Origin of the sequence: Streptococcus parasanguinis, from assembly GCF_047465465.1 — a bacterium.
GTDB classification, from domain to species: Bacteria; Bacillota; Bacilli; order Lactobacillales; family Streptococcaceae; genus Streptococcus; species Streptococcus parasanguinis_AI.
Genome location: NZ_JASGZU010000001.1, coordinates 622,955 through 646,870, shown reverse-complemented (window position 1 = coordinate 646,870; position 23,916 = coordinate 622,955). Strand labels below are relative to the sequence as shown.

Sequence of the window (23,916 nt, the reverse complement as noted above, 5' to 3'; positions counted from 1 at the left end):
GATGAATCTGTTGAGGAAATTATCTTGGTTTTTTAATTTAGAGAAGAAGCGATACTTGATCGGGATAGGGGCCTTGATCTTGGTTAGCTTTTTAAATCTCATTCCTCCAAGAATCATGGGCCTTGTGATCGATTTGATCGATAAAAGAAAGCTGACACTGGGGCAGTTAGTTATGGATATTGCCCTTTTGGTCCTCGCAGCTCTAGCCATGTATGGCCTTCGTTTTGTTTGGAGACGCTATATTTTTGGGACGGCCAATAAGTTGGCTCGGATCTTGCGTTACCGTTTGTTTAAGCAATTTACGCTCATGTCTCCGTCTTTTTATCAGAGTTATCGGACAGGGGATCTCATGGCCCATGCCACCAATGATATCAATGCGGTGACTATGTTTGCTGGTGGCGGGGTTATGTCTGCAGTGGATGCTTCTGTGACCGCCTTGGTGACCCTAGTTAGCATGTTTTTCATGATTGATTGGCGCTTAACCCTCTTAGCTATTTTGCCTCTACCGGTTATGGTGGTAGTGACTTCAACTATTGGCCGTAAAAACCACAAAGCCTTCAAAGAGGCCCAAGAAGGATTCTCAGAGCTGAACAACTTTGTCCAGGAATCAGTATCAGGAGTCAAAGTGACCAAATCCTTTGGCTTTCAGGCAGATGAGATTCAGGCTTTTGAAAAAACCAATCAGATGGTCTTTTCAAAAAATATGACTTCAGCCGGTTACAATGCTTTGTTTGATCCGACTACTCTTCTTTTTGTCGGTCTCTCCTATGTTTTGACGCTCTACTTCGGGGGGCTATTTGTTCAGGAAGGAAGCCTGACGGTTGGACAAATCGTAACCTTTATTACCTATCTCAATATGCTCGTCTGGCCCCTTCAAGCCATGGGCTTCTTGTTTAATATTAGTCAGCGTGCTAGCGTCTCCTATGATCGGATTGAGACACTTTTAGCAGAAACACCTGATATCCAAGATCCAAGTCAACCAGTTACAGTCATTCAAAACGGAGATTTGGAATATGACATTGAAGAATTCGCCTATGAGAAAGAGCCTGTCCTTGAGAAGGTTGCCTTTCATTTAGAAAAAGGGCAAACCCTTGGAATTGTAGGACCAACTGGATCTGGAAAGACTACCTTGTTGCGTCTCTTGCTTAGAGAGCATGACTTGGAGCAGGGAGATATTTTGCTCAATGGAATCTCCATCAAACATTATCGCTTAGAGGATCTTCGAAGCTTGATCGGCTATGTCCCTCAGGATCAGATCCTTTTTGCCATGACCATTCGTGAGAATGTAGCTTTTTCAGATCCACAGATCGAGGAAGAAGAGGTAATGAAGGCTCTGAGAACTTGTGGAGTCTATGAGGATATTCTGGTCATGCCAGACCAGATGGAGACAGTGTTAGGAGAGAGAGGGGTCTCTCTTTCTGGCGGGCAAAAGCAAAGAATTGCCATGAGTCGAGCATTGGTCATGAATCCTGAGATCTTGATTCTGGATGATTCCCTGTCTGCAGTAGATGCTAAAACGGAGCACCAAATCATTGAAAATATGAAGCAGGAACGCAAGGGGAAAACAACGATCATCACAGCCCATCGCCTATCAGCGATCGTTCATGCGGATTTGATTCTGGTAATGGAGAATGGACAGATAAAGGAGAGAGGAAATCACGAGGAATTAATGGCTCAAAAAGGTTGGTACTATGAAACCTACCGAGCCCAACAATTATCAGAAGAAATGGAGGGAAAGCTGAATGAAAACATCTGAAGCTCATGTGATGAAGCGGCTCTTGACTTACATGTGGCGTTATAAATGGTTAACAGGCCTAGCCTTAGCCTTTACCTTCCTGACTAGTCTGTTATTGACGGCGATCCCTCTTGCAGCTCGCTGGTATATTGACCACCTAGTGGATCCAACAGAAGCAGGCTCTCCAGTTCTGACAGCTTTTCAGTTTCTCATTCTCTACTATGGGTTATTCATTGGGCGCGTGCTGGCAACTTATCTGAGTCAGTTAACCTTTGCGCGTGTATCCAATTCTATCGTAAGAGATATCCGTTTAGATATTTTCCAAAATCTTCAAAGGCTGGGCATGTCCTTTTATGACCAGACAGCAGCAGGTTCGATTGTTTCGCGTGTGACCAATGATACCCAGGCAGTCGCAGATATGTTTTCTACGGTCTTTTCAAGCCTAGTTTCATCCTTTTTACTCTTTCTAGTCACCCTGATAACTATGTTTAGCTTGGACTGGCATTTGACCATTTGGATTCTGCCTTTTCTTCCCATCATTTGGTTTTCCATTCGTCTCTATCGCAAGTTATCCAATCGCTTGGTCAAGATGACCCGCCAAAAATTATCAGATATCAATGTGAAATTATCGGAATCCATTGAAGGAATGCGGATCGTGCAGGCCTTTCGTCAAGAAAAGCGCTTGACGGATGAATTCGAACAGATTAATGGGGAACATTTGGATTACGCCAACCGATCTGTGGATGTCAATTCCCTCTTTTTGAGGCCAGCTATGACCTTATTACAGGTCCTGGCTTATGCGGTCATTCTGACCTTTTTCGGCTTAAATTGGCAGTCCTCTGGCTTTACAGCAGGTCTTATCTATGCCTTTATCCAGTATGTTAGCCAGCTTTTCCAGCCTTTGATTGATGTTACGCAGAACTTTGCTACCTTGCAGACCTCAACCATTTCTGCAGGTCGTGTCTTTGAGATGATGGATCGAGACGACTACGAGCCCAAGCAAGCTTGTAGCCTGAAAGAAATTGAGCGGGGAGATATTCGTTTTGAGCATGTAAATTTTTCTTATGATGGTAAACGGGATGTCCTAAAAGATATCTCCTTTGAGGTCAAAAATGGACAAACCATCGCCTTTGTTGGTCATACTGGTTCTGGTAAATCCTCTATTATCAATCTCTTCATGCGCTTTTATGAATTTGATCGTGGCCAGATCTTGATTGATGGACAGGATATCAAGGACTATAGCCAGGAAGCCTTGCGCAAGTCCATTGGTCTAGTGTTGCAAGAGCCTTTCCTCTATCATGGAACCATTGCTTCTAATATCCGGATGTACCATGAAGAACTGACTGATGAGGAAATCCAACAAGCAGCTGCATTTGTGGATGTAGCAGACTTCATTGAGAGTTTACCTGGTGGCTATGACCATCCGGTAACAGAGCGGGGTTCTACCTTATCGACCGGTCAGCGTCAGCTTCTGGCTTTTGCCCGGACCATTGCTGCTCAGCCTAAGATCCTCATTTTGGATGAGGCCACTGCCAATATCGACCAAGAGACGGAAGAGATGATCCAAAACTCTCTGAAGAAGATGCGCCAAGGGCGGACAACCATTGCCATTGCCCATCGCCTTTCTACCATCCAAGATGCCGATTGCATCTATGTTCTAGATAAGGGAAAAATCATCGAATCGGGCAATCACGACCAACTCATTGCTCTAGGAGGAACGTATAAGAAAATGTATGACCTCCAGGCTGGTATGATGAAATAAGGACAAACAAGGTCTAAATGCAAATTTAACCTTGTTTTTCTTCTTTGAAAGCTGTAAAATAAAGAAAAGAACAGAAAAAGGGAGCATAAACCATGTCAAACGATCTGATCATGATGGGAGTTGTGATTGTCTTATTTGGACTTTATTTCACCCTTCAAGTTGAGCTCAATAAAGTCAGAAATCAATTCACTCACTATCTTCTTAAACCAGGTAGTATTTCTAAGGAACAAAAAGAGAAGTACCTCAAAGAACCAGAGATGGAAGCGATTCGCCTGATTCGCCTCGATTATCGGATCGGCCTTCAAAATGCTAAACTGATCTATGAGCAATTAAAGAAATAAGAAAAACCCTCGTATAGTCTATACGAGGGTTTCTCTTTCAAAAAAAGGCGTAAGCTTTGGTAAAACATTGGTCACATCTGCCGATTTGATCTTGGCGAGTTGATAAGGACAAGAAGTGATGTAGGCTGCTTCAAAGAAATCAAGCGGGAGTCCACTGTGTTTTAAGGCAGCAAGGGATTGAACTTGGCTGAGTCCTAGAAGGATCCCATCGTGGGTCAGGGTCAGATGGGGAAGAAGAGGAGACTGGGCCATCAAGGTCTTTAGACTGGCTTCTACCTCTCTTTTTCTGGCTAGGAGTCGCTTTTTATTGGTCAGATACATACCGTTATCAATGTAGAGACTCAATGCCTTTTGCATGATGAGATTGCTATCATAGTCCAGAATCGTCTTATAGGTTAAGACCGGCTTTAGAAGGGCTTGGGGAAGGATCATGGAAGTGATGCGAAGAGCAGAAAAGAGATTGGTCGAAAAAGATTTGATATAGATGACACGGTTCTTTTGATCCAAATAATGAAAAGAAGGAGCATTGCTGCCATCAAGATCTCCAAGATAGTCGTCCTCAACAAGGTAAACATCATATTGGTCAGCTAGTTGCAAGATCGCTTCTTTCTGCTTGGTCGAATAGCTATGACCGAGCGGATAGTGAAAACGAGGGATCGTGTAGAAGAATTTGATATGGCCACTTTTGAAAATCTCTTCAAGTTCCTCGAGATCAATTCCCATTAAATTTCGTTGAATGGTACGGTAGGCAAGTTGCTGCGAATCTAAGAGTTGGTTCATCCGATGATAAGTCGGTTGCTCGATCAAGATCTGAGACTTTTTATTGGGAAAGTCAATCTGGCTGAGGATATTGAGCGCCTGCTGGGTACCAGCAGTCAAAACAATCTGATCCGCAGTCGTATAAATACCTTCTTCCTTCAATAAGTCTTGGATCGATTGGCGTACCTCTAGTAATCCTGCTTGGTCCGAAAAGTTATTGAAGAGATAATTCTCCCGTCCAATCAAGGTTTCATTGATACAGGTTCGGAAGTCCTCGAAAGCCTGGTTGCGGTCTTTCTCTAATTTTAGTGGAAGATCCTCATGTCGATCAGGTTCTTGCTCCAAAACATAGTAGCCACTCTGAGGCTTAGCATAGAGGAAGTGCTGGTAAGTCAAGTCCAGCAAGGCCCGTTGCACCGTGTCCTTACTACAAGAAAATTGACTAGCTAACTGGCGAACAGAAGGAATTTTTTGTCCAGTTTCCAGTTCTCCATCTTGAATAGCTTCTTTTAAGAAATCGATAATTTGTTGGTATTTGCTCGTCTTCATTCCGACTGTCCCCATACAGTTTTTTTCTATTGTACAGAAAAAATCAAAAAAAAACCACTCATAAGAGTGGTGAGCATATTACATAAAATATACAATCGCTAAATACTGAAGAGCAGAAGCCGCCAGGATGAAGAGGTGCCAAATCATGTGGAAGTATGGTTTTTTCTTAGCATAAAAGCCAGCTCCAACCGTGTAGCACAGGCCGCCCATGAGCATGAGACCCCAGAAGATCGGATTGGTTTGGCTAACGATTTGGGGAATAATAAAGATGACCAACCAGCCCATGATCAAGTAAAGAGCGAGACTGAACTTTTCATTGACTTTTTTGGCAAAGATCTTGTAGAGAATACCAAAGATGGTAGTGCCCCATTGGATCAAGATAATGCTGTAGCCCATCCAGTTGTTCATCAAGGTAAGGACGACTGGTGTGTAACTACCTGCGATCGCAATGTAGATCATTGAATGGTCGATAATGCGAAGCACATACTTTTGAGGTGAATCGTAAGACATGGCATGGTAGACGGTCGAAGAAAGAAACATCAAAAAGAGACTGATCACAAAGATAGAAGTCCCAAAAGCACTGAGCAGACCGTGTTGCTCAAAGCTATAGACTGCTGAGATCGGAAGCAAGATCAACATGAGGAGGGCGCCAACAGCATGGGTTACGCTATTAGCGATCTCTTCTCCAAAGGATAATTTTTTACTTAGTTTCATGGTGTAATTCATCAGTTTCTTCCTCCGTTTTTACTGGTTGAATATAAGATAGGGTTTCAAGATAAAGTTGAACCGTCTGACAGGCAGAGCGAATGATGGGAGCGATCGGCTCTTTTTGCTCATTGAGATAAGCGACAAAGCTATTATAGAGAAGATCTGAACTCGCCTGGTCCTGCAAGAAATTTAAGGTAGAAGCGATCTCCTGAATAGAAAAGACCGTTTTTAAGGTTGTAATAGCGATCAAACGAGCCACCTGTCTACGCTGGTATTTCTTCTTATCTGGTTTTTCAACATAGCCATGTTTTACGTAATTATTGATCATGGCAGCCGTCAAGCCCTTGTCAGAAGAAGAGAGGACAGGTGCACAGGTTTTATTGACATAAAGAAGGACCTGATCAAGATAGAGATCTAGCTCAGGTAGTTGCTCCCACGTTGGATAGGAAAAAGTGGACACTAAATCTTCACCTTTCTTTTATCTAGTTTTGATAACTAGATAATAACATTAATAAAAACTCCTGTCAAGGAATTTTGAAAAATATGGTACAATAGACCTATGAAACTATTAATTCCATCCGCTAAAGAACTGAACGAACAGGCTCGTATCGTCGAGCCCCAACCCTTGTCAGAGAACACAAAAACCATTCTCCAAGCTTTGAAGCAATTCTCGCTAGAAGAATTAGCGACCTTTTACGGGATCTCAGAAGAAAGAGCCCTAGTAGAAAAAGAAAGAATTGAGGCTCTGATAGATGGGAGTGCTAAAACCTATCCTGCTTTGGAACTGTTTGATGGCCTCATGTATCGGAGCATCGAGCGTCAAGACTTATCTAAAAAAGAGCAGGTTTATCTGCAGGAGCATTTGTTGATCACGACTGCTTTATACGGTGTGCTACCTGCCTATGAAGGGATTGCTCCCCATCGCTTAGATTTTATGATGAAGCTAAAATCAGCTGGAAAGTCTCTAAAGTCACTCTGGAAAGAGGACTATGATCAGGCAGTAGAAGGTGAAGAACATATCTTATCTCTCTTGTCTTCTGAGTTTGAACAAGTCTTTTCAAAAGCCATACGTGAGCGAATGATTCGGATCAAATTCATGGAGAATCGTGATGGGACACTGAAGATTCACTCGACGATTTCAAAAAAAGCACGTGGAGCTATGGTGACAGCTATGATGAAGGAAGAAATCACTCATCTAGAAGATTTGAAATCATTAGTCGTAGCAGGTTTCTCTTATTATGAGGATTTATCGCAAGAGAAAGAATGGGTCTTTGTGAAAGAATAAATAAAAATATTCCTGAGAAGCGTCAGGAATATTTTTTTGATCTGTTAGATAAAGAGAATGCACGATGAAAACTCCAAAATAGAGGATTTTGGAGTCAGAATCGTCTTGAGCAGTAGGCTTAGGCGATATGTTTGAATTTCTTCAAGAGTTCTGTCAACTCAGCTTGCTCGCCGCTATTAAAGACTTGCATCAAGCGTTGAATATTTTTAATATGATCTGGAAGAGCTTCTTCGATCTTTTTACGACCGGCATCTGTAATAGATACAACATATGCACGACGGTCTTCTGGATCGGTTTCGCGTGTAATCCAACCATCGCGGACCATATTGCGAATAACCACAGTCATATTTCCAGAGGTCGCAAGAATGCTATCAATCAGATCTTGAATGCGGAGATCGCCCTTGCTGTACAAGGTCTCAAGAACAGAGAATTGAGTTGGTGTCAACTGGTGCTTTTTAAAGATATGAGCCTCAGACGCACGGATCAATCGTTCTGCCTTGTGGAAGACGATCATGGTTTTTAAATCTACGTTTGCTTCTTTGAATAATCTCTTTAAATTTTCCATATCTATATTTTATCAATAAATAGTGTTTCTGTCGTTTAATTTTATTTTCAAATTAGTTACAAAATTGTGACAAATTTATTGAACTATGAACATAAAATATACAAGGTGTTAATTTTAGTTTGTTTATCAAACAATTTTATACTAAAACATTGTAATAGGTATGAAATATTAGTAACAATTCTTTCTTGAAAATCTATAGAATTCTAGGTGGCTTTGATGTATAATGAGGGAGTGAAACAGAAAAATTATCTTTTTATAATATGGCAACATATAATAGGAATCTGTATCTTAGTGTTGACGGTCCTTTTTTCTTGGCTATTTCTTGCTGAAAAAACTTCTGATCGCTTGCAGGATCAAATGGCGCAAGCAAGAAAAATAGCTCTGTCTCACTCTTCGATTGCGACCATTGAGACGGAGAGTTTCTTTCATGGCAGAGAAGCCTATCTTTCCTTTATTGGCAAGGACCAAGAGGGGCAAGATCTAGCGGTTTTGGTGGCGCAGGCGGATGAAGCAGTCTATACCTACCCTTTGAAAGAAGGAGTTAGCTCCAAAGAGGCAGCTTCCGTCGTCAAAGAGAAGAGTCAGGACGCGATTGATCGTGTCACTTTTGGACGCTTTAAAGGCAAACCGATCTGGGAAGTTAAGGCTGGGAGCTCTTATTATGTGGTGGATTTCAAGACTGGAAAAGTCACCGGTGTTTTTTAAGATTTGAGGAGGAAATATGAAATTATCAAATCGTGTATTGGAAATGGAAGAAAGTGTGACCTTGGCTGCAAATGCGCGTGCCAAAGCTTTGGCAGCAGAAGGTCGTGATATCTTAAGTTTGACCCTGGGTCAACCTGACTTTGCGACTCCAAAAAATATTCAAGAAGCAGCAGTCGCATCGATCGAGGATGGTCGCGCTAGCTTTTATACGGTAGCATCTGGACTTCCAGAATTGAAGGATGCCATTAGCGACTACATGAAAGAGTTTTATGGCTATGCAGTGAATCGAAATGAGGTTGTGGTCGGTACTGGTGCTAAGTTTATCATCTATGCCTTCTTTACTTCTGTCATCAATCCAGGTGATGAAGTCATCATTCCAACCCCTTGCTGGGTTTCTTATGTAGACCAGGTGAAGATGGTAGAAGGCACACCTGTTACTTTCCAAACAACAGAAGAAAATCACTTCAAGGCAACGGTAGAGCAATTGGAAGCAGCACGGACAGACAAGACCAAGGTTGTCTTGCTGAATTCGCCATCCAATCCAACAGGAATGATCTACAGTAAAGAAGAACTCGAAGCAATCGGAAACTGGGCTGTTGAGCATGACATCTTGATTTTGGCAGATGATATCTATGGTCGTTTGGTCTATAATGGCAATACTTTCACGCCAATTTCTAGCTTGTCAGAAGCGATTCGCAAGCAAACCATCGTGATTAACGGAGTTTCAAAAACCTATGCCATGACCGGATGGCGTGTTGGGTTTGCAGTGGGGGATCCTGAGATTATCGGGGCCATGGCCAAGGTGATCAGTCAAACAACTTCCAACTTAACAACCGTTTCCCAATATGCCGCAATCGAAGCCCTCACAGGAGACCAATCTTCTATTGAGATCATGCGCCAAGCTTTTGAGGAGCGTTTGAATACTATTTATCCTTTGTTGAATGAAGTGCCTGGTTTTGAAGCCATCAAACCTCAAGGAGCCTTCTATCTCTTCCCAAATGTCAAGAAGGCCATGGAGATGAAGGGGTACACGGATGTGACGGAATTTACCACAGCAATTTTGGAAGAAGCTGAAGTAGCTCTCGTCACCGGTGCAGGTTTTGGTGCCCCTGAAAATGTTCGCTTGTCTTATGCGACAGATTTGGATACCCTCAAAGAAGCTGTTCGTCGACTCAAGGCCTTTATGGAAAATTAAACATATCGGATCCTTAGCATTGAGCTGAGGATCTTTTTCTGTAAAAAAATCAGCTTTTCACAGGTAGAATCTAGCACTGTAAGCCTTTTTATGATACAATAAAGAAGATAATGTCTTCGGACAAGTTTAACGAGAAAAGGAAGATGAATGATGACAAAACGGATTACTATCATCGAAGTTAAAGACTATGTTGGTCAAGAAGTGACCATCGGTGCTTGGGTGGCCAACAAATCTGGTAAAGGAAAAATTGCTTTCTTGCAATTGCGTGACGGGACTGCCTTTTTCCAAGGTGTGGCTTTTAAACCAAACTTTATTGAAAAATTTGGGGAAGAAGTGGGGCTTGAAAAATTTGATACCATCAAACGCTTGAGCCAAGAAACATCAGTGTTTGTAACTGGTATTGTCAAAGAAGACGAGCGTTCTAAATTTGGTTACGAATTGGATATTACAGACATCGAAGTGATCGGTGAATCTCAAGATTACCCAATCACTCCTAAAGAACACGGGACAGACTTCTTGATGGACAACCGTCACTTGTGGTTGCGTTCACGCAAACAAGTTGCCGTTATGCAAATCCGTAATGCTATCATCTATGCAACTTATGAGTTCTTTGATAAGAATGGCTTCATGAAGTTTGATAGCCCCATTCTTTCAGGAAATGCGGCGGAAGATTCAACTGAATTGTTTGAAACAGACTATTTCGGAACACCAGCCTACTTGAGCCAATCAGGTCAGCTTTATCTGGAAGCTGGTGCTATGGCTCTTGGTCGCGTCTTTGACTTTGGTCCAGTATTCCGTGCTGAAAAATCTAAGACTCGTCGTCACTTGACTGAGTTCTGGATGATGGACGCTGAGTACTCTTACTTGACACACGATGAGTCACTTGACTTGCAAGAAGCTTATGTCAAAGCTTTGCTTCAAGGTGTTTTGGACCGTGCTCCTCAAGCTTTGGAAACCTTGGAACGTGATACAGAGCTCTTGAAACGCTACATTGCTGAACCATTCAAACGGATCACCTATGATGAAGCCATTGATCTCTTGCAAGAGCATGAAAATGATGAAGATGCGGATTATGAGCATTTGGAACATGGTGATGACTTCGGCTCACCACATGAAACTTGGATTTCAAACCACTTTGGTGTGCCAACATTTGTCATGAACTACCCAGCAGCTATCAAGGCCTTCTACATGAAACCAGTTCCTGGAAATCCAGAGCGCGTGCTTTGTGCAGACTTGCTTGCTCCAGAAGGCTATGGAGAAATCATCGGTGGCTCTATGCGTGAGGAAGACTACGATGCCCTTGTTGCAAAAATGGATGAACTTGGCATGGATCGTACAGAGTATGAATTCTACCTTGACCTTCGTAAATACGGTACAGTTCCACACGGTGGATTTGGTATTGGGATTGAGCGTATGGTAACCTTCGCAGCTGGTACTAAACACATCCGTGAAGCCATTCCGTTCCCACGTATGTTGCATCGTATCAAACCTTAATAGACGTAAAAACGCCATTAGGCGTTTTTAACTTTTATATCTGCTCCTAAAAACTATGAAAGGAATTTCAATGCTGAAAATAGACATCATTGATGGGAAAGAATACGAGGATGGTCAGGGGTCTTTGATCGCAGATCTAGACCATAGCATTCAACAGATGCTCAAGACCTCCTACCCGGAAAGTCAAATGGATGATTTTATCACGTATAAAAATTTGAGCCAGTATTGTATGGATTATCTTGGACAGATTATTGAGCGTGCCAATGATAAAAACGAAGCCATTAAACAGCAGGTGACAGGTGTCATGCCCGAAAGCGAGCGCCCCTTTAACGTTGAAGACCGCTTGACAGCCAGCTATACCTTCGGTCAGCGGGTAGCGGATTCGGTTGCACGCTTTGGTGGGTCATGGACTTTTATCATTAGTTTTATCCTGATGATGGCTATCTGGATGTTGATTAATGTCTTGCATCCCTTTGGCTGGAATTTTGACCCTTATCCTTTCATCTTGCTGAATCTAGCACTTTCTACGATTGCGGCGATTCAAGCTCCTTTGATCATGATGAGCCAAAACAGGGCAGCAGATTATGATCGCCTGCAAGCGCGAAATGACTTTAACGTCAATATGGAGTCTGAACGGGAAATTCGCTTACTGCATACGAAAATTGACCATATGGTGCAACAAGACCAGACGGATTTACTGGAAATTCAAAAGTTGCAAACCGAATTGTTGGTATCCTTGTCTAATCAAGTGAGCCAATTGCGTCAAGAACTGAATCAAGAAAAAATGAAGGAGGTGGAGAAAATGTAGGCAACTCTAAGTAAGTCTTTTAGAAACACTCAAATAATCTATTGAAAGAGGAAAAACAATGTTTAAAAGAACTTACAAACGCAATATTTCACTCCTAGCAGGACTGGAATTTACATCTTATTTTGGAATCACCAGTTTTTGGATTCTCTTTTTTATTCAGAATGGTCTTTCTTTACTTCAAATCGGTCTATTAGAGAGTATCTTTCATGGGACGAGCCTTTTATGCGAGATCCCATCTGGTATGTTGGCCGATCGCTTTAGCTACAAGACCAATCTTTATTTGGCTCGCTTGTCCAGTATTGGATCCTCGATCTTGATTTTATTTGGTCAGGGGAATTTTTGGATCTATGCCATTGCTATGATGGTCAATGCTTGGTCTTATAATTTTGACTCGGGGACCAGTACAGCTTTCTTATTTGATTCAGCAGTGGAAGCGGGTCAAAAGGACCGTTATCTTCAGATATCCAGCTTTTTGTCTGGTGTGGCCGAAGTCACCCGAACGTTAGGTACAGTTGTGGCAGGCTTCTTTATTCACGGAGCATTGGCTTGGACCTATTATATTGCTATTGGGCTTTCCTTGCTTTCCATTCTTTTGATCTTTCTAATGAAAGAGCCAGAGAGCAAGAGTGATGAAAGAAGTCACTTGACCTTAAAGCGGATATTGGAGGTAGTGAAACAAGAATGGCAGGAAAAACCAGTCTTGTTTTACTGGATGCTCACCTATCAGTTGGTAGGGACCATCATGTGTATGTTTTATTTTTACTACCAACAGAAAATCAGTGACTTAGCTAGTTGGCAAGTTTCGCTCATCATGTTAATTGGTAGTGGATTCAATCTCCTAGCGGTTTATTTGGCCAGTCAAATCGGGAAAAAATGGAATAGTAATCAAGTCTTTCCGATTCTGGTTGCACTGACAGGGTTGGCCTTGCTTTTGGTAGGTGTAAAGACTCCATTCGCCTATCTGAGTGTCTATCTCTTGACCAATGCCCTTTATGCCGTTTATCAACCTATCTACTACAATGATTTACAAGCTTATCTGCCATCCAGTGTACGAGCAACTATGCTGAGTATCAATTCGATGATGTTTAGTCTATCTATGATTGTCATTTTCCCACTGACTGGTTGGTTCATTGATAGTTGTGGATTTGTAGCAGTCTTTCTTGTATTAGGCCTTATAACGCTATTATCTTTCCCTCTACTAATGATTGGATTGGGGAAAATGGGCAAGACCTTAAGCAAGGTGCCAAGGAAGGAATAAGATTTCTGACCTTCATCTGGTCAGTATTCAACTCTCTCTGCTCTGCAGGGAGAGTTTTTTTGTCAGTTAAAATTGTGGTAAAATAGGTATATCCTATTTAGAAAAGATCGAGTAGTATGAAATCATTATTGAAGTATTTTAAGGGCTATCTATGGGAAACTTTTCTAGGGCCCGTGTTTAAGCTTTTAGAAGCTATTTTTGAATTGTGTGTCCCCTTAATCATCGCCCACTTAGTCGATCAGGTCATTCCGAAAAAGGAAACGAGCGCAGTGGTGATGACGGTCGGTGTTTTGTTTTTATTTGCGAGCTTTGGGGTCGTCGTAGCTATTACAGCCCAGTATTTTTCTTCTAAGGCAGCAGTCGGCTTTAACCGCGAGATGACCAAGGATTTGTATGATAAGATCTTATCACTTCCAAAGGACAAGCGCGATAGGATCGGTACTTCTAGTTTGGTAACACGCCTTACCTCTGATACCTATCAAATCCAGGTTGGGATCAATCTCTTCTTGCGGCTTTTTTTGAGGGCACCGATTATTGTCTTTGGAGCTATCATCATGGCCTTCACCATCAGTCCTAAATTAACCCTTTGGTTCTTGGGGATGGTAGCGATTTTAACCCTGATTATTGTGATCATGTCACGGCTTGTCAATCCGCTCTTTGCTAAGATTCGGAAAATCACAGACCGGATGGTTACGGTGACGCGTCAGCAATTTCAAGGGATGCGGGTGATTCGAGCCTTTGGACAAGATGCTAGTGAATTAGAGGATTTTAGAGAGGTCAATCAGGGCTACAAGATCTGGCAAATTCGCGCTGGTATCTGGTCTAGTTTGGTGAGCCCCTTGACCTTCCTTGTGGTCAATACGACCTTGGTTTGTGTCATTTGGCAAGGACAATTGAATATCTCTGCTGGTCTTTTAACCCAAGGGATGTTGGTCGCTTTGGTCAATTATTTATTACAAATTTTAACAGAATTGATCAAGCTGGCTATGCTGGTCACGTCTTTAAATGTCAGCTATATTTCAGCCAAGCGTGTGCAAGAGATTTTCGATTTGAAGGAAGAAGACCTCTTAGAAGCTTTGTCAGTAGAAACTGCAACAGAGCAAGAAGCAATCAGCGCAGAGAAAGTTTCTTTCACTTATCCAACGGCTTCAAGCCCAGCTCTAGAAAATATTTCCTTTGATCTGGATCATGGACAGATGTTGGGAATTATCGGTGGTACAGGATCTGGGAAGTCTACTCTGGTTCAGTTATTGAGTCATTTGTATGCCGTGAGTCAGGGAAAATTAGCCCTCTATCATCAAGGTCGCTCTCCTCAAACCCTCAAGGAGTGGCGGGAGTGGGTAGCTGTTGTCCCACAGAAGGCAGAGCTCTTTAGAGGGACTATCCGCTCGAATCTCTTACTAGGGATGGAAGAAAATCTATCGGATGAAGATTTGTGGTGGGCCCTAGAAACAGCTCAGGCGGCTGATTTTGTCCGTGAAAAAGAAGGACAACTCGATGAGCCAGTGGAAGCCTTTGGTCGAAATTTCTCAGGTGGCCAACGTCAGCGGTTGACCATTGCGCGTGCCCTTTTGAAGAAGGCTCCTTTCTTGATTCTGGATGATTCAACTTCTGCCTTGGATTATTTGACGGAAGCACGTCTCTTAAAATCGATAAAAGAAGAATTGAGTGATACGAGTTTGATCTTAGTATCACAACGAACCAATAGTCTCAAGTCTGCTGATCAGATTTTGGTCTTGAACAAGGGTCATCAAGTAGGACTGGGGAATCATGATTTCCTTTTGTCTACCAATGAGATTTATCAAGAAATTCATTATTCACAACACGGGAGGGAGGAAGCATGAGTCAAAAACGTTCTAGTTATTTAAAACGTCTGTTTAGAGATTTTGCTCACCATCCCGGGCTCCTGATCCTAGCTAGTCTTGGAACCATCGTTCAAGTGGCCTTAACGGTCTGGTTACCGATCCTGATCGGACATGCGGTTGATTTAGTCATCAATCCTCAAGGGATGACAGTCTTATGGCCTGTTTTGATCAAAATGGTTCTGGTCATTGTGGCCAATACCCTGATCCAATGGATCAATCCTCTTGTCTACAATCAATTGGTCTATCGGTATAGCCAAAGCCTGAGAGCAGAAGTGATGGAAAAAGTACACCGCTTGCCCTTGTCTTATCTAGATAAACAAGGGAGCGGAGACTTTGTCAGTCGTCTCACGACCGATGTAGAGCAACTCAATAGTGGTCTTCTGATGGTCTTTAACCAGTTTTTTGTTGGCCTCTTAACCATTCTTGTCACCATCGTGACCATGGCAGAATTGGATTTCTTTATGATGGTAGCAGTTCTGGTCTTGACTCCATTATCTCTCTTGATTGCTCGTTTTATTGCCAAACGTTCTTATACGCTTTTCCAAAAGCAGACCAAGGCGCGTGGTCTTCAAACCCAGTTGATCGAAGAGTCTTTGACCCAGGAAAGTTTGATCCAGTCTTTTAATGCTCAGGATCAATTCCGTACGGCTTTTAAAGGGACTAATGAAAGCTATGCCAATTATTCCCAATCTGCTGTCTTTTATTCCTCAACTGTCAACCCTGCCACTCGCTTTGTGAATGCCTTGATTTATGCAGTAGTGGCTGGATTTGGTGCTGTACGCATTATTTCGGGATCTCACTTTACTGTCGGTCAATTGGTGACCTTCCTCAATTATGTCAACCAATACACCAAGCCCTTTAATGATATCTCCTCTGTCTTGTCAGAACTCCAAAGTGCCCTTGCCTGCGCAGAGCGCTTGTACAGCGTCTTGGATCAAGATGAGATTGAGGAAACCGGTCATCAATTTTTGGAAACGCAGAATGTTAAAGGAGCGATTGACTTTGAGCACGTAGCATTTAGCTATGATTTAGGACGGACCTTGATCAAAGATTTAAACATTCAGGTTCCAGCCGCTAGTAAGGTAGCGATTGTAGGGCCTACAGGAGCAGGAAAGTCGACCTTGATCAATTTGCTCATGCGTTTCTACCCTGTGAACTCTGGGATGATTACGATTGATGGGGTGCCGATTACGGACTACACCCGTGCTTCCTACCGCCAACAGTTTGGCATGGTTCTACAAGAAACCTGGCTTAAGGTTGGGACCATCCATGAAAATATCGCCTTTTCTCGGCCAGATGCGACCAGAGAAGAAGTGATAGAAGCAGCCAAAGCAGCCAATGCGGATTTCTTTATCCGGCAGTTGCCACAAGGCTATGATACCTATCTTTCAGATGCTGGAGAGTCTTTGTCCCAAGGTCAACGCCAACTCTTAACGATTGCGCGTGTTTTTCTTTCGGTTCCTAAGATTTTGATCTTGGATGAGGCGACATCATCTATTGATACTCGGACTGAGGCTTTGATTCAAGATGCCTTTCATCAGCTCATGAAGGGACGGACCAGCTTTATCATTGCTCACCGCTTATCGACCATTCAAAATGCCGATATGATCCTTGTCATGGTGGATGGCGATATTGTTGAGCATGGCACTCATGAAGAGCTAATGGAAGCGCAAGGTGTTTACTACAAGATGCAGACAGCTCAGCAACAGATTAGTTAGAATGTAAACAAACCATTTTTAATGTAAAATAAGTATAGTGATTCTGCAAAGAAATAAATATCTACTCAATTTGTATAACGAATTAAGAGAACATTAAAACTTTCCGCTGTGAGAAAAGTGCTAGAAACAAATCAGTTTCTAGCACTCGGGAGTTTTGAAACTTTAGGTTCAAAACTAAGTCATGGAACTTCGTAGAAGTTCGCTGACGTCCGTACTCACCTAAGGAAAGTTTTTAATATGTCTTTATCTTCAATCTAAGCATTTTCAGATTTGAAAATGCTTTTTTGGGTCTAAAAAGCATCTAGCAAAATTGCTAGATGCTTCAAAAACCACTATTTTTTAAACGTTTAGAACCTTATCCAAGAATTCTTTCAAACGTGGGTGTTGTGGGTTGTCGAAGATTTGGTCTGGTTTGCCGTCTTCGAGGAATTCACCATCTGCGGTGAAGATGACGCGGTTGGCTACTTGGCGGGCGAATCCCATCTCGTGGGTAACGATGATCATGGTCATGCCTTGCTCTGCCAACTCTTTCATAACGTTCAATACATCTCCGACCATCTCAGGGTCAAGGGCAGAAGTCGGTTCGTCAAAGAGCATAATATCTGGATTCATGGCGAGTCCACGGGCAATGGCCACACGTTGTTTTTGACCACCGGAAAGACTATTTGGATTGGCATCGGCTTTATCTGCAAGTCCAACTTTTTCCAACAATTCCATCCCGACTTTTTGAGCTTCTTCACGGGTCATCAGTTTGTGCTCTACTGGCGCAAACATAATGTTTTCAAGGACGCTCATGTGAGGGAAAAGGTTGAAGTGTTGGAAAACCATCCCGATATTTTCACGGACCAAATCAACATTGGTTTTTGGATCGGTTAGATCATATCCATTTACGGTAATTTGACCTTTTGTCACTTCTTCGAGGAGATTAAGACTACGAAGGAAGGTCGATTTACCAGAACCGGACGGCCCGATAATACAGACCACATCCCCTTCGTAGAATTTTGTTGAGATTCCTTTTAAGACCTCATTTTCACCGTAGTATTTGTGGAGGTCATGGACATCAATTTTTAATTTAGCCATTAGTTAACCTTCTTTTCTAATTTTTTTGCAAATCGTGTTAGCAAGGTGATAATCACGAGGTAGAAGACGGCAAGGATAGCATACATCTTGAAACTTTGGTAGTTTCGAGCAATGATGATCTTACCAGTTTGGAAGAGTTCTACCAATCCGATTGCAGACACAATAGTCGTATCTTTCAGGGCAATGACGAATTGGTTCACAAAGTTTGGAAGCATGAGTTTGGTTGCTTGTGGCAAGATGATCTTGCGCATGGTCTTGCCATAAGAGATTCCAAGGCTTCGGCTGGCTTCCATCTGTCCAATCGGTACAGCTTGGATCCCCCCACGGACAATTTCTGCGATATAAGCAGCAGCATTGAGGGAGAGGGCGATGGTACCTGCGACAAAGTCGTTGATTGGGGATTGGTGACCTGTGACCGATTCAATCAAGTTTGGAATTCCCCAGAAGATGAAGGCGGCAAGGATCATGAGTGGGATCCCACGAATAACATCGACAAAGATTTCTGCTGTCCAGCGGAGCCACTTATAAGGACTAACACTAAACATCCCAAAGATAACACCGATCACCATAGCAATGGCGAAAGAGAGAAGTGCAAGGGCAAGAGTCACACCCAAACCACTTAACAATTGTTTGTAGTTGTTTTGAAGTAAGCCCCAGATCGTTGTTTCATCTGCCGTTGTACTTGAAGTACTTGATTTGCTATCTGCTTTAAGGTATTTATCGAGAATCTTTTGGTATTGACCGCTTTTCTTCAAGTTCGCAAGACCGTTATTGAACATTTCGATCAATTCAGGATTTTCACCCTTCTTAACGGCAAATGCTAGTTGACCACTTGGAGTCCCTTCGATAGGTATTTTGAATTTACGTCCTTGTTTAATAGCGTATTTGATAACAGGTTCGTCATCCATAATCGCTGCAACAGAACCAGAATTCAAACTATCATACATAGAAGCTCCATCAGAGAACGTTTTGATCTTGTAACCATATTTCTTTTGGTTTTTTTCAAGGAAGTTTTGTGAGGAAGTACCGTTTTTAACACCGACTGTCTTTCCTTTTAGGTCATCATATGAATCAATCTTGCTGCTTTCTTGAACGGCTAGAATAGAATTGGCCGTGTAGTATGGTTCAGAAAAATCAAATGTTTCTTTCCGAGCATCTGTTACGGTCATCCCTGCGATCATTCCTTGCGCATGTCCGGATTGGACATCACTTACCGCTGCGTCAAATCCAGGATTATTAATCTCGATGGTAAATCCTTGGTCTTTGGCAATAGCCTTGATCAAGTCCATATCGATCCCTGTGTATTTGTTTTTTCCATTTTGGAAGACAAATGGTGCAAAAGATGAGTCACTTGAAATTACATATTTTGATTTTTTAGGAGTTGCTTTTTGACCAGCAGGAGTAGTTGTTTCTGGAACGGTACTGTTACTTGATGATTGGCTTTCACCTGTCCATTTCTTGATGATCTCATCAAGTGTTCCATCAGCTTTCATTTGAGCGAGGGCCTTGTTAAATTCAGTGATCAACTTTTCATGCTTACCGCCTTTTTTTACACCAAAGGCAAAGCCACCGACTGCTTCCCCGTCCATATTGATAGCTAGGTCCTGCCCCTTTTGAATGGCGTATTGAATAACAGGTTGGTCATCCATCACCGCATCGACCGCACCAGCTGATAAACTGTTGTACATGAGATCACCAGTATCAAAAGTCTTGATCTTGTAGCCGTACTTGTCCTTGTTTTTATCGAGGAAGCGTTGGGCTGCAGTTCCGTTTTTGACACCGACTGTCTTCCCTTTTAATTGGCTGTACTTCGTGATTTTATCGGCTTTCGTAGTCGCGATGACAACTTTTGTATCGTAGTAAGTATCAGACATGGTGAAGACTTTTTCACGTTCTGTTGTTTTGGTCATCCCTGCCATGATGGCATCCGCTTGACCAGCTTGAACTGCATTGACCGCTGCATCAAATCCCGGGAAGGATTTGTCCAAATTCCAGCCATTGATTTCAGCGACCTTGTCCAAGATCTCTACGTCAATTCCTTTATAGGTTTGATCTGAATCCTTAAATTCAAACGGTGCATATGCTGTGTCGAAAACGACCTTGATCGTTTCAGCATGAGCATGACCAGCGAATGCAACGAATGGAAATAAGAACAGCAAACATGCTAGTAATTTTTTCTTCATTTCTGTCTCCTTTTAATTCTTTTCTCTTTGGGTATTTGACCCATGAGCACATTGACCAAAGGATGGCCTAAAAAAAACAAATCATTCATACCAAAACGAGTATGAATGGTCTTATGTTTTTCTACAAAAGCTATTATATCAGAAAAGACTTTGCTTTGCAAGAAAAATCGAGTTTTCATGTTAGGTTTTCTGACATGAAACAATATTGCAGCTCTGGATTTTCTTTGTTACAATGGACCTATTAGATAAATGGAGGTTGATCATGAAGAAAGGAAAGATCATTCAGGATATAAAAACAAACACATCTATGCCAGTTCTTATTTCTACACTATTCTATGTATTTTTAGCCTCCCTCTTTATAGAAGGGGGACTATGGCTTGGTAGTGAATTGGTGGGACCATTTTCCTTAGTGATAGGTTTTCTGGCGGAGTTCTTTTCACCAGGAAATGGGACAGCAAGTATTCAAGAATTTTTCTACCATTATCTTCTCTATTATGAGCTTTTCAGTTTTGTAATCATACTATTTCTCTTTATTTTTTGGGTGAAGGTCATAGAGAAGAATGCTTTATCAAGCTTAGGCTTTGTAAAAAGAAATTGGCTCAAGTATCTAGTCTGGGGGATCTTGCTTTCACTACTTCAAATGGGTGTCATTGCCCTTGTCTACCAGGTAGGGGGAATCGGGTCTTTTGAGCTTAATGAATTAAGTTTAGAACCCATCCTCTTTATTCTAGGTTTATTCCCATTTTGGCTCCTTCAAGGAGGGACTGAAGAAGTAGCGACGCGGGGGTGGCTCCTGACTCGGATTGCTGCCAGAACCAATCTTCCCTTAGCAATCGGGATTTCTAGTAGTCTCTTTGGCATTCTTCATCTGGGAAATGCAGGAGTGACCTTCTTATCCGTTCTGAATATCATCCTTGATGGGGTGCTAGCTGGTCTGCTTTTTATCTATACCGATAGTATCTGGCTAGTGGTCGCCCAACACGGGACTTGGAACTATGTACAAGGAAATCTCCTTGGTTTTCAAGTCAGTGGCACAGGCGCAGATGCGTCTATCTTTAGTTTTACTATGGGAGATGGACCTGACTGGTTGACCGGAGGGGCATTTGGAGCAGAAGGATCAATCATCACCACCCTAGTTCTTTTTGTATCCCTAGTGATTGTATATTGCTTAGGGGAGAGGAAAGAAAAGTTTGATGACTAACCTCTGTGTAATGTCTGAAAGTCATATATGAAAAAGACAAACACCAAAAATGACGTTTGTCTGCGTTTTGAGCCGAACACATAATGATGAGTTCGGCTTTTTCTATATAATAATGGGAATGATTAGTTTCACTTGTGCACCATTATGAATATTTTCTAAATGCATAGTTCCATTATGAAGTTTCATGACGCGTTTCACGAAAGATAAACCAAGTCCAAAGTGACTTTCTTGAGAGGGTGTTCTTGCTTGGTCCTCTTTATAGAAAAGATTTCCAGCATGTTGTAAAACATTTTTTGAAAAAGTAGATTGATTATTCCATATAGTTAGAACTAATCGATTATTTTCTTGTGACATTGTTAGTTGGATCTTTGCATCATTTTCTTTTTGATGTTGTATTGCATTATTAATAATATTTGTGATTGCTCGGAAAAATAGATTGGAATGAATGGCAATTTGTGTCGATGAAGTTACTGTGTTAGTAAAAACAAAATGTGTATTTCTAGGGAGTAAAGGAGTAATATGTTCCTTCAATTGATGAGTTACTTGTTGAATTGATATGTTCTCAAGTTGAATATCCTGGTCGTAAAAGGTTTTGGAGTATTGGATAAAGTGGTTAAAATAATCGTTTAACTGAATACTTGCTTGCTCAAGATCTTTTAGACATTCCATTACTTGAGGTGTTTGCTCGGTGGATTGTAAGAATTCGGCATTTCCTCTGATGACAGTTAGAGGGCTACGAAGATCATGTGCAGCGCTAGATACTTGAAACATGAGTTCTTTTTTTTGATCTTTTTCATTTTGAATTCTATTTTTTATTTCAGATTGCATTTTTTCGATCAGATCGTTTGTTTCAATGAATTCTTTAATCTGCAAATGGTGATGTTCATTTTTGGTGAAATATAGACCACTATGATAAACCATGTTCATTTCTGTTTGAATCTTGGTTAATAATTGTCTAATATTTATTACAATGATAAAAATTAAAATGATGCAAAGATAAATCCAAGAACTGACGCTAAAAAATAAAGCAAAGTGATTGGCATTTTTCTCATTAATTCCAGATACAGAAGATAGAAGAGCTGGAACTATGTAAAAAAGTATCAGACATAGAAGAAATTGCCAAATGATTTTAAGGTAGGTACGTTTAATGAGTTGTTTGATTGTCAATTCTTTTTCCATTTGTATCCTCCTCCCCATACTGTTTTGATGGGATCAATTTGATGAATCTTAAATTTTTGTCTGATTTGATAGATGTATTCAGTAATGGATCGTAGTTGTGCATCAGAGTCTACAGGATAAAGATAATTGTAAAGTTCTTCTATGCTAAATATTCGGTTTTCATTTTTTGCTAAAAGATAAAGTAAATCAAACTCTCTCTTGGTTAATGAAATTCTCTTTGATTGATAATAAACTTCTTGACTATCTCGATAAAAAGTTATATTTGAATCCATCTCTTCTTTAGAGGCGTTGTGAGATCTTTCTTCCCTCCGAAGATGCATTTGAATTCTTGCAATCAATTCCTTTATGCTGAATGGTTTTGTGATGTAATCATCGGCTCCGGCTTGTATTCCTTTTAGTAAATCTTCTTCAAAATCTTTAGCGGTTAGAAATAGAATTGGAGTAGTAATTTGTGAACGAATGGAACGACAGATTTCTAAACCAGAAATAGGCATCATGACGTCAAGTAAAATTAGATCGAATCCAGTAAAGTCACAGATATTAATCTCCTCTATATTTTTACGAGTTTCCACGTGAAAGTTGTTCGCTTTTAATGTATTCGCTATTAATCGTAAGATTTTTTCATCATCGTCAATGGCTAAAATTTTATACTTCATAGTTCCTCCAATTATATGAGCATATTATAGCAAATCTAGAATGCAATTTGTTGAAAATGAAAAAAATAATTATTCTGAGAATTTCCTGATTTTCTCCTGTTATACTTGCTCCAAGTGAAGGTGGAATTTCACTAAAAGTCAGAAAGGAAAAAGAATGAATGATAACAATTCAAAAGCTACATAAGGAATATAATAATAAAATTGTCCTTCAAAACGTGTCTTTCAAAGCCAAAAAAGGTGAGATTACCGGATTGATTGGACCGAATGGATCTGGAAAATCAACTTTAATTAGAATTTTACTTGGTTTAGAAAATAGTCAAATGGGAATGGCTTTGATCGATGGGAAAAAATACTATCAATTGGGAGATAATCCTTTTTGTATTGTTGGATCATTCCTAGATAGTTGTCAACCTTATCCAACTAGAACAGGATTTCAGCATCTTCGGTGGATTGGCTTGGCTTGTGGCGTTGACAAAAATAGGTGCAACGAATGTTTAGAGTTGGTGGGGTTAAGTGAAGCTAAAAATAAAAAAGTAAAAGACTATTCATTAGGAATGAAGCAACGTCTTGGTTTAGCAACAGCCTTATTAGCAAATCCTGACATCTTAATTTTAGATGAACCAATCAATGGACTAGATCCAGAAGGAATACGCTGGGTACGCAATTTTTTGCAGTCTTTTGTCAATGAAGGTAAAACTGTATTAATGACAAGTCATTATATGAGTGAGTTAGAATTAACTGTAGATCATCTGGTTGGTATTTCTAATGGGAAGATTGTTATTGATGCTCCTACCAAAGACATTTTGAAACAGTTTGGATCTTTTGAGGAAGCATATTTTAAGGCGCTCGAAGGGAAAGAAGGTGAATAAT

Annotated in this window: 21 protein-coding genes; 13 read left to right on the top strand and 8 right to left on the bottom strand. The window is 41.2% G+C overall.

Features of this window, described 5'->3' with window-relative positions; genetic code table 11:
- Position 1 precedes the first annotated feature (1 nt).
- The 3 genes from QM351_RS03275 to QM351_RS03265 all read left to right on the top strand — a co-directional run bounded on the left by QM351_RS03275 (position 2) and on the right by QM351_RS03265 (position 3,838).
- Positions 2-1,756, top strand: coding sequence for an ABC transporter ATP-binding protein (locus QM351_RS03275; RefSeq protein WP_414326529.1), 1,755 nt, complete (start codon positions 2-4; stop codon positions 1,754-1,756).
- On the top strand, positions 1,743-3,497 hold the full coding sequence (locus tag QM351_RS03270; protein ID WP_414326527.1) for an ABC transporter ATP-binding protein: 1,755 nt from the start codon (positions 1,743-1,745) through the stop codon (positions 3,495-3,497). The genes QM351_RS03275 and QM351_RS03270 overlap by 14 nt, the downstream gene beginning before the upstream one ends.
- Positions 3,498-3,589: 92 nt before the next feature.
- Positions 3,590-3,838, top strand: coding sequence for a hypothetical protein (locus QM351_RS03265; protein ID WP_023918292.1), 249 nt, complete (start codon positions 3,590-3,592; stop codon positions 3,836-3,838).
- 18 nt (positions 3,839-3,856) lie between these two features.
- On the opposite strand, the gene QM351_RS03260 is transcribed toward QM351_RS03265, so the two are convergent.
- The 3 genes from QM351_RS03260 to QM351_RS03250 form a co-directional block, all read right to left on the bottom strand.
- A complete protein-coding gene (locus tag QM351_RS03260) occupies positions 3,857-5,161 on the bottom strand; it encodes a PLP-dependent aminotransferase family protein (protein ID WP_037599328.1) in 1,305 nt (434 codons plus the stop codon).
- Positions 5,162-5,224: 63 nt separating this feature from the next.
- Entirely contained in the window at positions 5,225-5,872 is a 648-nt protein-coding gene (gene trhA, locus QM351_RS03255; RefSeq protein ID WP_003011253.1) for a PAQR family membrane homeostasis protein TrhA, read from the bottom strand.
- Positions 5,847-6,314 carry a DUF1836 domain-containing protein gene (locus QM351_RS03250; protein WP_003011421.1) on the bottom strand — a complete coding sequence of 156 codons (468 nt, stop codon included), beginning with the start codon at positions 6,312-6,314 and terminating at the stop codon, positions 5,847-5,849. Before QM351_RS03250 ends, trhA begins: the two co-directional genes overlap by 26 nt.
- A 99-nt stretch (positions 6,315-6,413) precedes the next feature.
- Between QM351_RS03250 and yaaA the strand changes: the two genes are divergently transcribed.
- A complete protein-coding gene (gene yaaA / locus QM351_RS03245) occupies positions 6,414-7,139 on the top strand; it encodes a peroxide stress protein YaaA (protein WP_414326525.1) in 726 nt (241 codons plus the stop codon).
- 118 nt (positions 7,140-7,257) lie between these two features.
- On the opposite strand, the gene QM351_RS03240 is transcribed toward yaaA, so the two are convergent.
- A complete protein-coding gene (locus tag QM351_RS03240; RefSeq protein ID WP_049514775.1) occupies positions 7,258-7,704 on the bottom strand; it encodes a MarR family winged helix-turn-helix transcriptional regulator in 447 nt (148 codons plus the stop codon).
- A 291-nt stretch (positions 7,705-7,995) separates the two neighbouring features.
- Between QM351_RS03240 and QM351_RS03235 the strand changes: the two genes are divergently transcribed.
- The 7 genes from QM351_RS03235 (at position 7,996) to QM351_RS03205 (ending at position 16,747) form a co-directional block, all read left to right on the top strand.
- Positions 7,996-8,409 (top strand): DUF5590 domain-containing protein, encoded by a 414-nt coding sequence (locus QM351_RS03235; RefSeq protein WP_037599325.1) that lies wholly within the window; start codon positions 7,996-7,998, stop codon positions 8,407-8,409.
- Between the two features lie 16 nt (positions 8,410-8,425).
- Positions 8,426-9,604 carry a pyridoxal phosphate-dependent aminotransferase gene (locus QM351_RS03230; protein WP_414326522.1) on the top strand — a complete coding sequence of 393 codons (1,179 nt, stop codon included), beginning with the start codon at positions 8,426-8,428 and terminating at the stop codon, positions 9,602-9,604.
- A gap of 147 nt (positions 9,605-9,751) precedes the next feature.
- Entirely contained in the window at positions 9,752-11,098 is a 1,347-nt protein-coding gene (gene asnS, locus QM351_RS03225; protein ID WP_003007581.1) for an asparagine--tRNA ligase, read from the top strand.
- Positions 11,099-11,168: 70 nt separating this feature from the next.
- Entirely contained in the window at positions 11,169-11,906 is a 738-nt protein-coding gene (locus QM351_RS03220) for a DUF1003 domain-containing protein (protein ID WP_414326520.1), read from the top strand.
- 58 nt (positions 11,907-11,964) lie between these two features.
- On the top strand, positions 11,965-13,164 hold the full coding sequence (locus QM351_RS03215) for an MFS transporter (RefSeq protein ID WP_414326518.1): 1,200 nt from the start codon (positions 11,965-11,967) through the stop codon (positions 13,162-13,164).
- 116 nt (positions 13,165-13,280) lie between these two features.
- Positions 13,281-15,008 (top strand): ABC transporter ATP-binding protein, encoded by a 1,728-nt coding sequence (locus QM351_RS03210; RefSeq protein WP_414326516.1) that lies wholly within the window; start codon positions 13,281-13,283, stop codon positions 15,006-15,008.
- Positions 15,005-16,747, top strand: coding sequence for an ABC transporter ATP-binding protein (locus QM351_RS03205; protein WP_414326514.1), 1,743 nt, complete (start codon positions 15,005-15,007; stop codon positions 16,745-16,747). The genes QM351_RS03210 and QM351_RS03205 overlap by 4 nt, the downstream gene beginning before the upstream one ends.
- Before the next feature lie 339 nt (positions 16,748-17,086).
- Here QM351_RS03205 and QM351_RS03200 read toward each other — a convergent pair whose 3' ends face one another.
- Both QM351_RS03200 and QM351_RS03195 read right to left on the bottom strand, forming a co-directional pair.
- Positions 17,087-17,827: an amino acid ABC transporter ATP-binding protein gene (locus QM351_RS03200; protein WP_003007564.1), complete on the bottom strand. Its 741-nt coding sequence runs from the start codon at positions 17,825-17,827 to the stop codon at positions 17,087-17,089.
- Entirely contained in the window at positions 17,827-20,010 is a 2,184-nt protein-coding gene (locus tag QM351_RS03195; protein ID WP_414326512.1) for an amino acid ABC transporter substrate-binding protein/permease, read from the bottom strand. Before QM351_RS03195 ends, QM351_RS03200 begins: the two co-directional genes overlap by 1 nt.
- A 262-nt stretch (positions 20,011-20,272) precedes the next feature.
- Here QM351_RS03195 and QM351_RS03190 point away from each other — a divergent pair, with 262 nt between their 5' ends.
- Entirely contained in the window at positions 20,273-21,211 is a 939-nt protein-coding gene (locus QM351_RS03190) for a CPBP family intramembrane glutamic endopeptidase (RefSeq protein WP_414326510.1), read from the top strand.
- A gap of 102 nt (positions 21,212-21,313) precedes the next feature.
- Here QM351_RS03190 and QM351_RS03185 read toward each other — a convergent pair whose 3' ends face one another.
- Together QM351_RS03185 and QM351_RS03180 are read right to left on the bottom strand one after the other, a co-directional pair.
- Complete coding sequence (locus QM351_RS03185; protein ID WP_070505484.1) at positions 21,314-22,390, bottom strand: sensor histidine kinase; 1,077 nt, start codon at positions 22,388-22,390, stop codon at positions 21,314-21,316.
- Positions 22,375-23,046 (bottom strand): response regulator transcription factor, encoded by a 672-nt coding sequence (locus QM351_RS03180; protein WP_031575109.1) that lies wholly within the window; start codon positions 23,044-23,046, stop codon positions 22,375-22,377. Before QM351_RS03180 ends, QM351_RS03185 begins: the two co-directional genes overlap by 16 nt.
- A 158-nt stretch (positions 23,047-23,204) precedes the next feature.
- Between QM351_RS03180 and QM351_RS03175 the strand changes: the two genes are divergently transcribed.
- Entirely contained in the window at positions 23,205-23,915 is a 711-nt protein-coding gene (locus QM351_RS03175) for an ABC transporter ATP-binding protein (protein WP_070505486.1), read from the top strand.
- Position 23,916: the final 1 nt, after the last annotated feature.

Excerpts from the sequence above, each read along its gene's own strand:
- QM351_RS03200 (WP_003007564.1), bottom strand. The coding sequence starts at position 17,827 with ATGGCTAAATTAAAAATTGATGTCCATGACCTCCACAAATACTACGGT.
- asnS (WP_003007581.1), top strand. The coding sequence starts at position 9,752 with ATGATGACAAAACGGATTACTATCATCGAAGTTAAAGACTATGTTGGT.
- QM351_RS03180 (WP_031575109.1), bottom strand. The coding sequence starts at position 23,046 with ATGAAGTATAAAATTTTAGCCATTGACGATGATGAAAAAATCTTACGA.
- QM351_RS03240 (WP_049514775.1), bottom strand. The coding sequence starts at position 7,704 with ATGGAAAATTTAAAGAGATTATTCAAAGAAGCAAACGTAGATTTAAAA.
- QM351_RS03260 (WP_037599328.1), bottom strand. The coding sequence starts at position 5,161 with ATGGGGACAGTCGGAATGAAGACGAGCAAATACCAACAAATTATCGAT.
- trhA (WP_003011253.1), bottom strand. The coding sequence starts at position 5,872 with ATGAATTACACCATGAAACTAAGTAAAAAATTATCCTTTGGAGAAGAG.
- QM351_RS03215 (WP_414326518.1), top strand. The coding sequence starts at position 11,965 with ATGTTTAAAAGAACTTACAAACGCAATATTTCACTCCTAGCAGGACTG.
- QM351_RS03185 (WP_070505484.1), bottom strand. The coding sequence starts at position 22,390 with ATGGAAAAAGAATTGACAATCAAACAACTCATTAAACGTACCTACCTT.
- QM351_RS03265 (WP_023918292.1), top strand. The coding sequence starts at position 3,590 with ATGTCAAACGATCTGATCATGATGGGAGTTGTGATTGTCTTATTTGGA.
- QM351_RS03275 (WP_414326529.1), top strand. The coding sequence starts at position 2 with ATGAATCTGTTGAGGAAATTATCTTGGTTTTTTAATTTAGAGAAGAAG.
- QM351_RS03195 (WP_414326512.1), bottom strand. The coding sequence starts at position 20,010 with ATGAAGAAAAAATTACTAGCATGTTTGCTGTTCTTATTTCCATTCGTT.
- QM351_RS03205 (WP_414326514.1), top strand. The coding sequence starts at position 15,005 with ATGAGTCAAAAACGTTCTAGTTATTTAAAACGTCTGTTTAGAGATTTT.
- QM351_RS03270 (WP_414326527.1), top strand. The coding sequence starts at position 1,743 with ATGAAAACATCTGAAGCTCATGTGATGAAGCGGCTCTTGACTTACATG.
- QM351_RS03175 (WP_070505486.1), top strand. The coding sequence starts at position 23,205 with ATGATAACAATTCAAAAGCTACATAAGGAATATAATAATAAAATTGTC.
- QM351_RS03210 (WP_414326516.1), top strand. The coding sequence starts at position 13,281 with ATGAAATCATTATTGAAGTATTTTAAGGGCTATCTATGGGAAACTTTT.
- QM351_RS03230 (WP_414326522.1), top strand. The coding sequence starts at position 8,426 with ATGAAATTATCAAATCGTGTATTGGAAATGGAAGAAAGTGTGACCTTG.
- yaaA (WP_414326525.1), top strand. The coding sequence starts at position 6,414 with ATGAAACTATTAATTCCATCCGCTAAAGAACTGAACGAACAGGCTCGT.
- QM351_RS03190 (WP_414326510.1), top strand. The coding sequence starts at position 20,273 with ATGAAGAAAGGAAAGATCATTCAGGATATAAAAACAAACACATCTATG.
- QM351_RS03220 (WP_414326520.1), top strand. The coding sequence starts at position 11,169 with ATGCTGAAAATAGACATCATTGATGGGAAAGAATACGAGGATGGTCAG.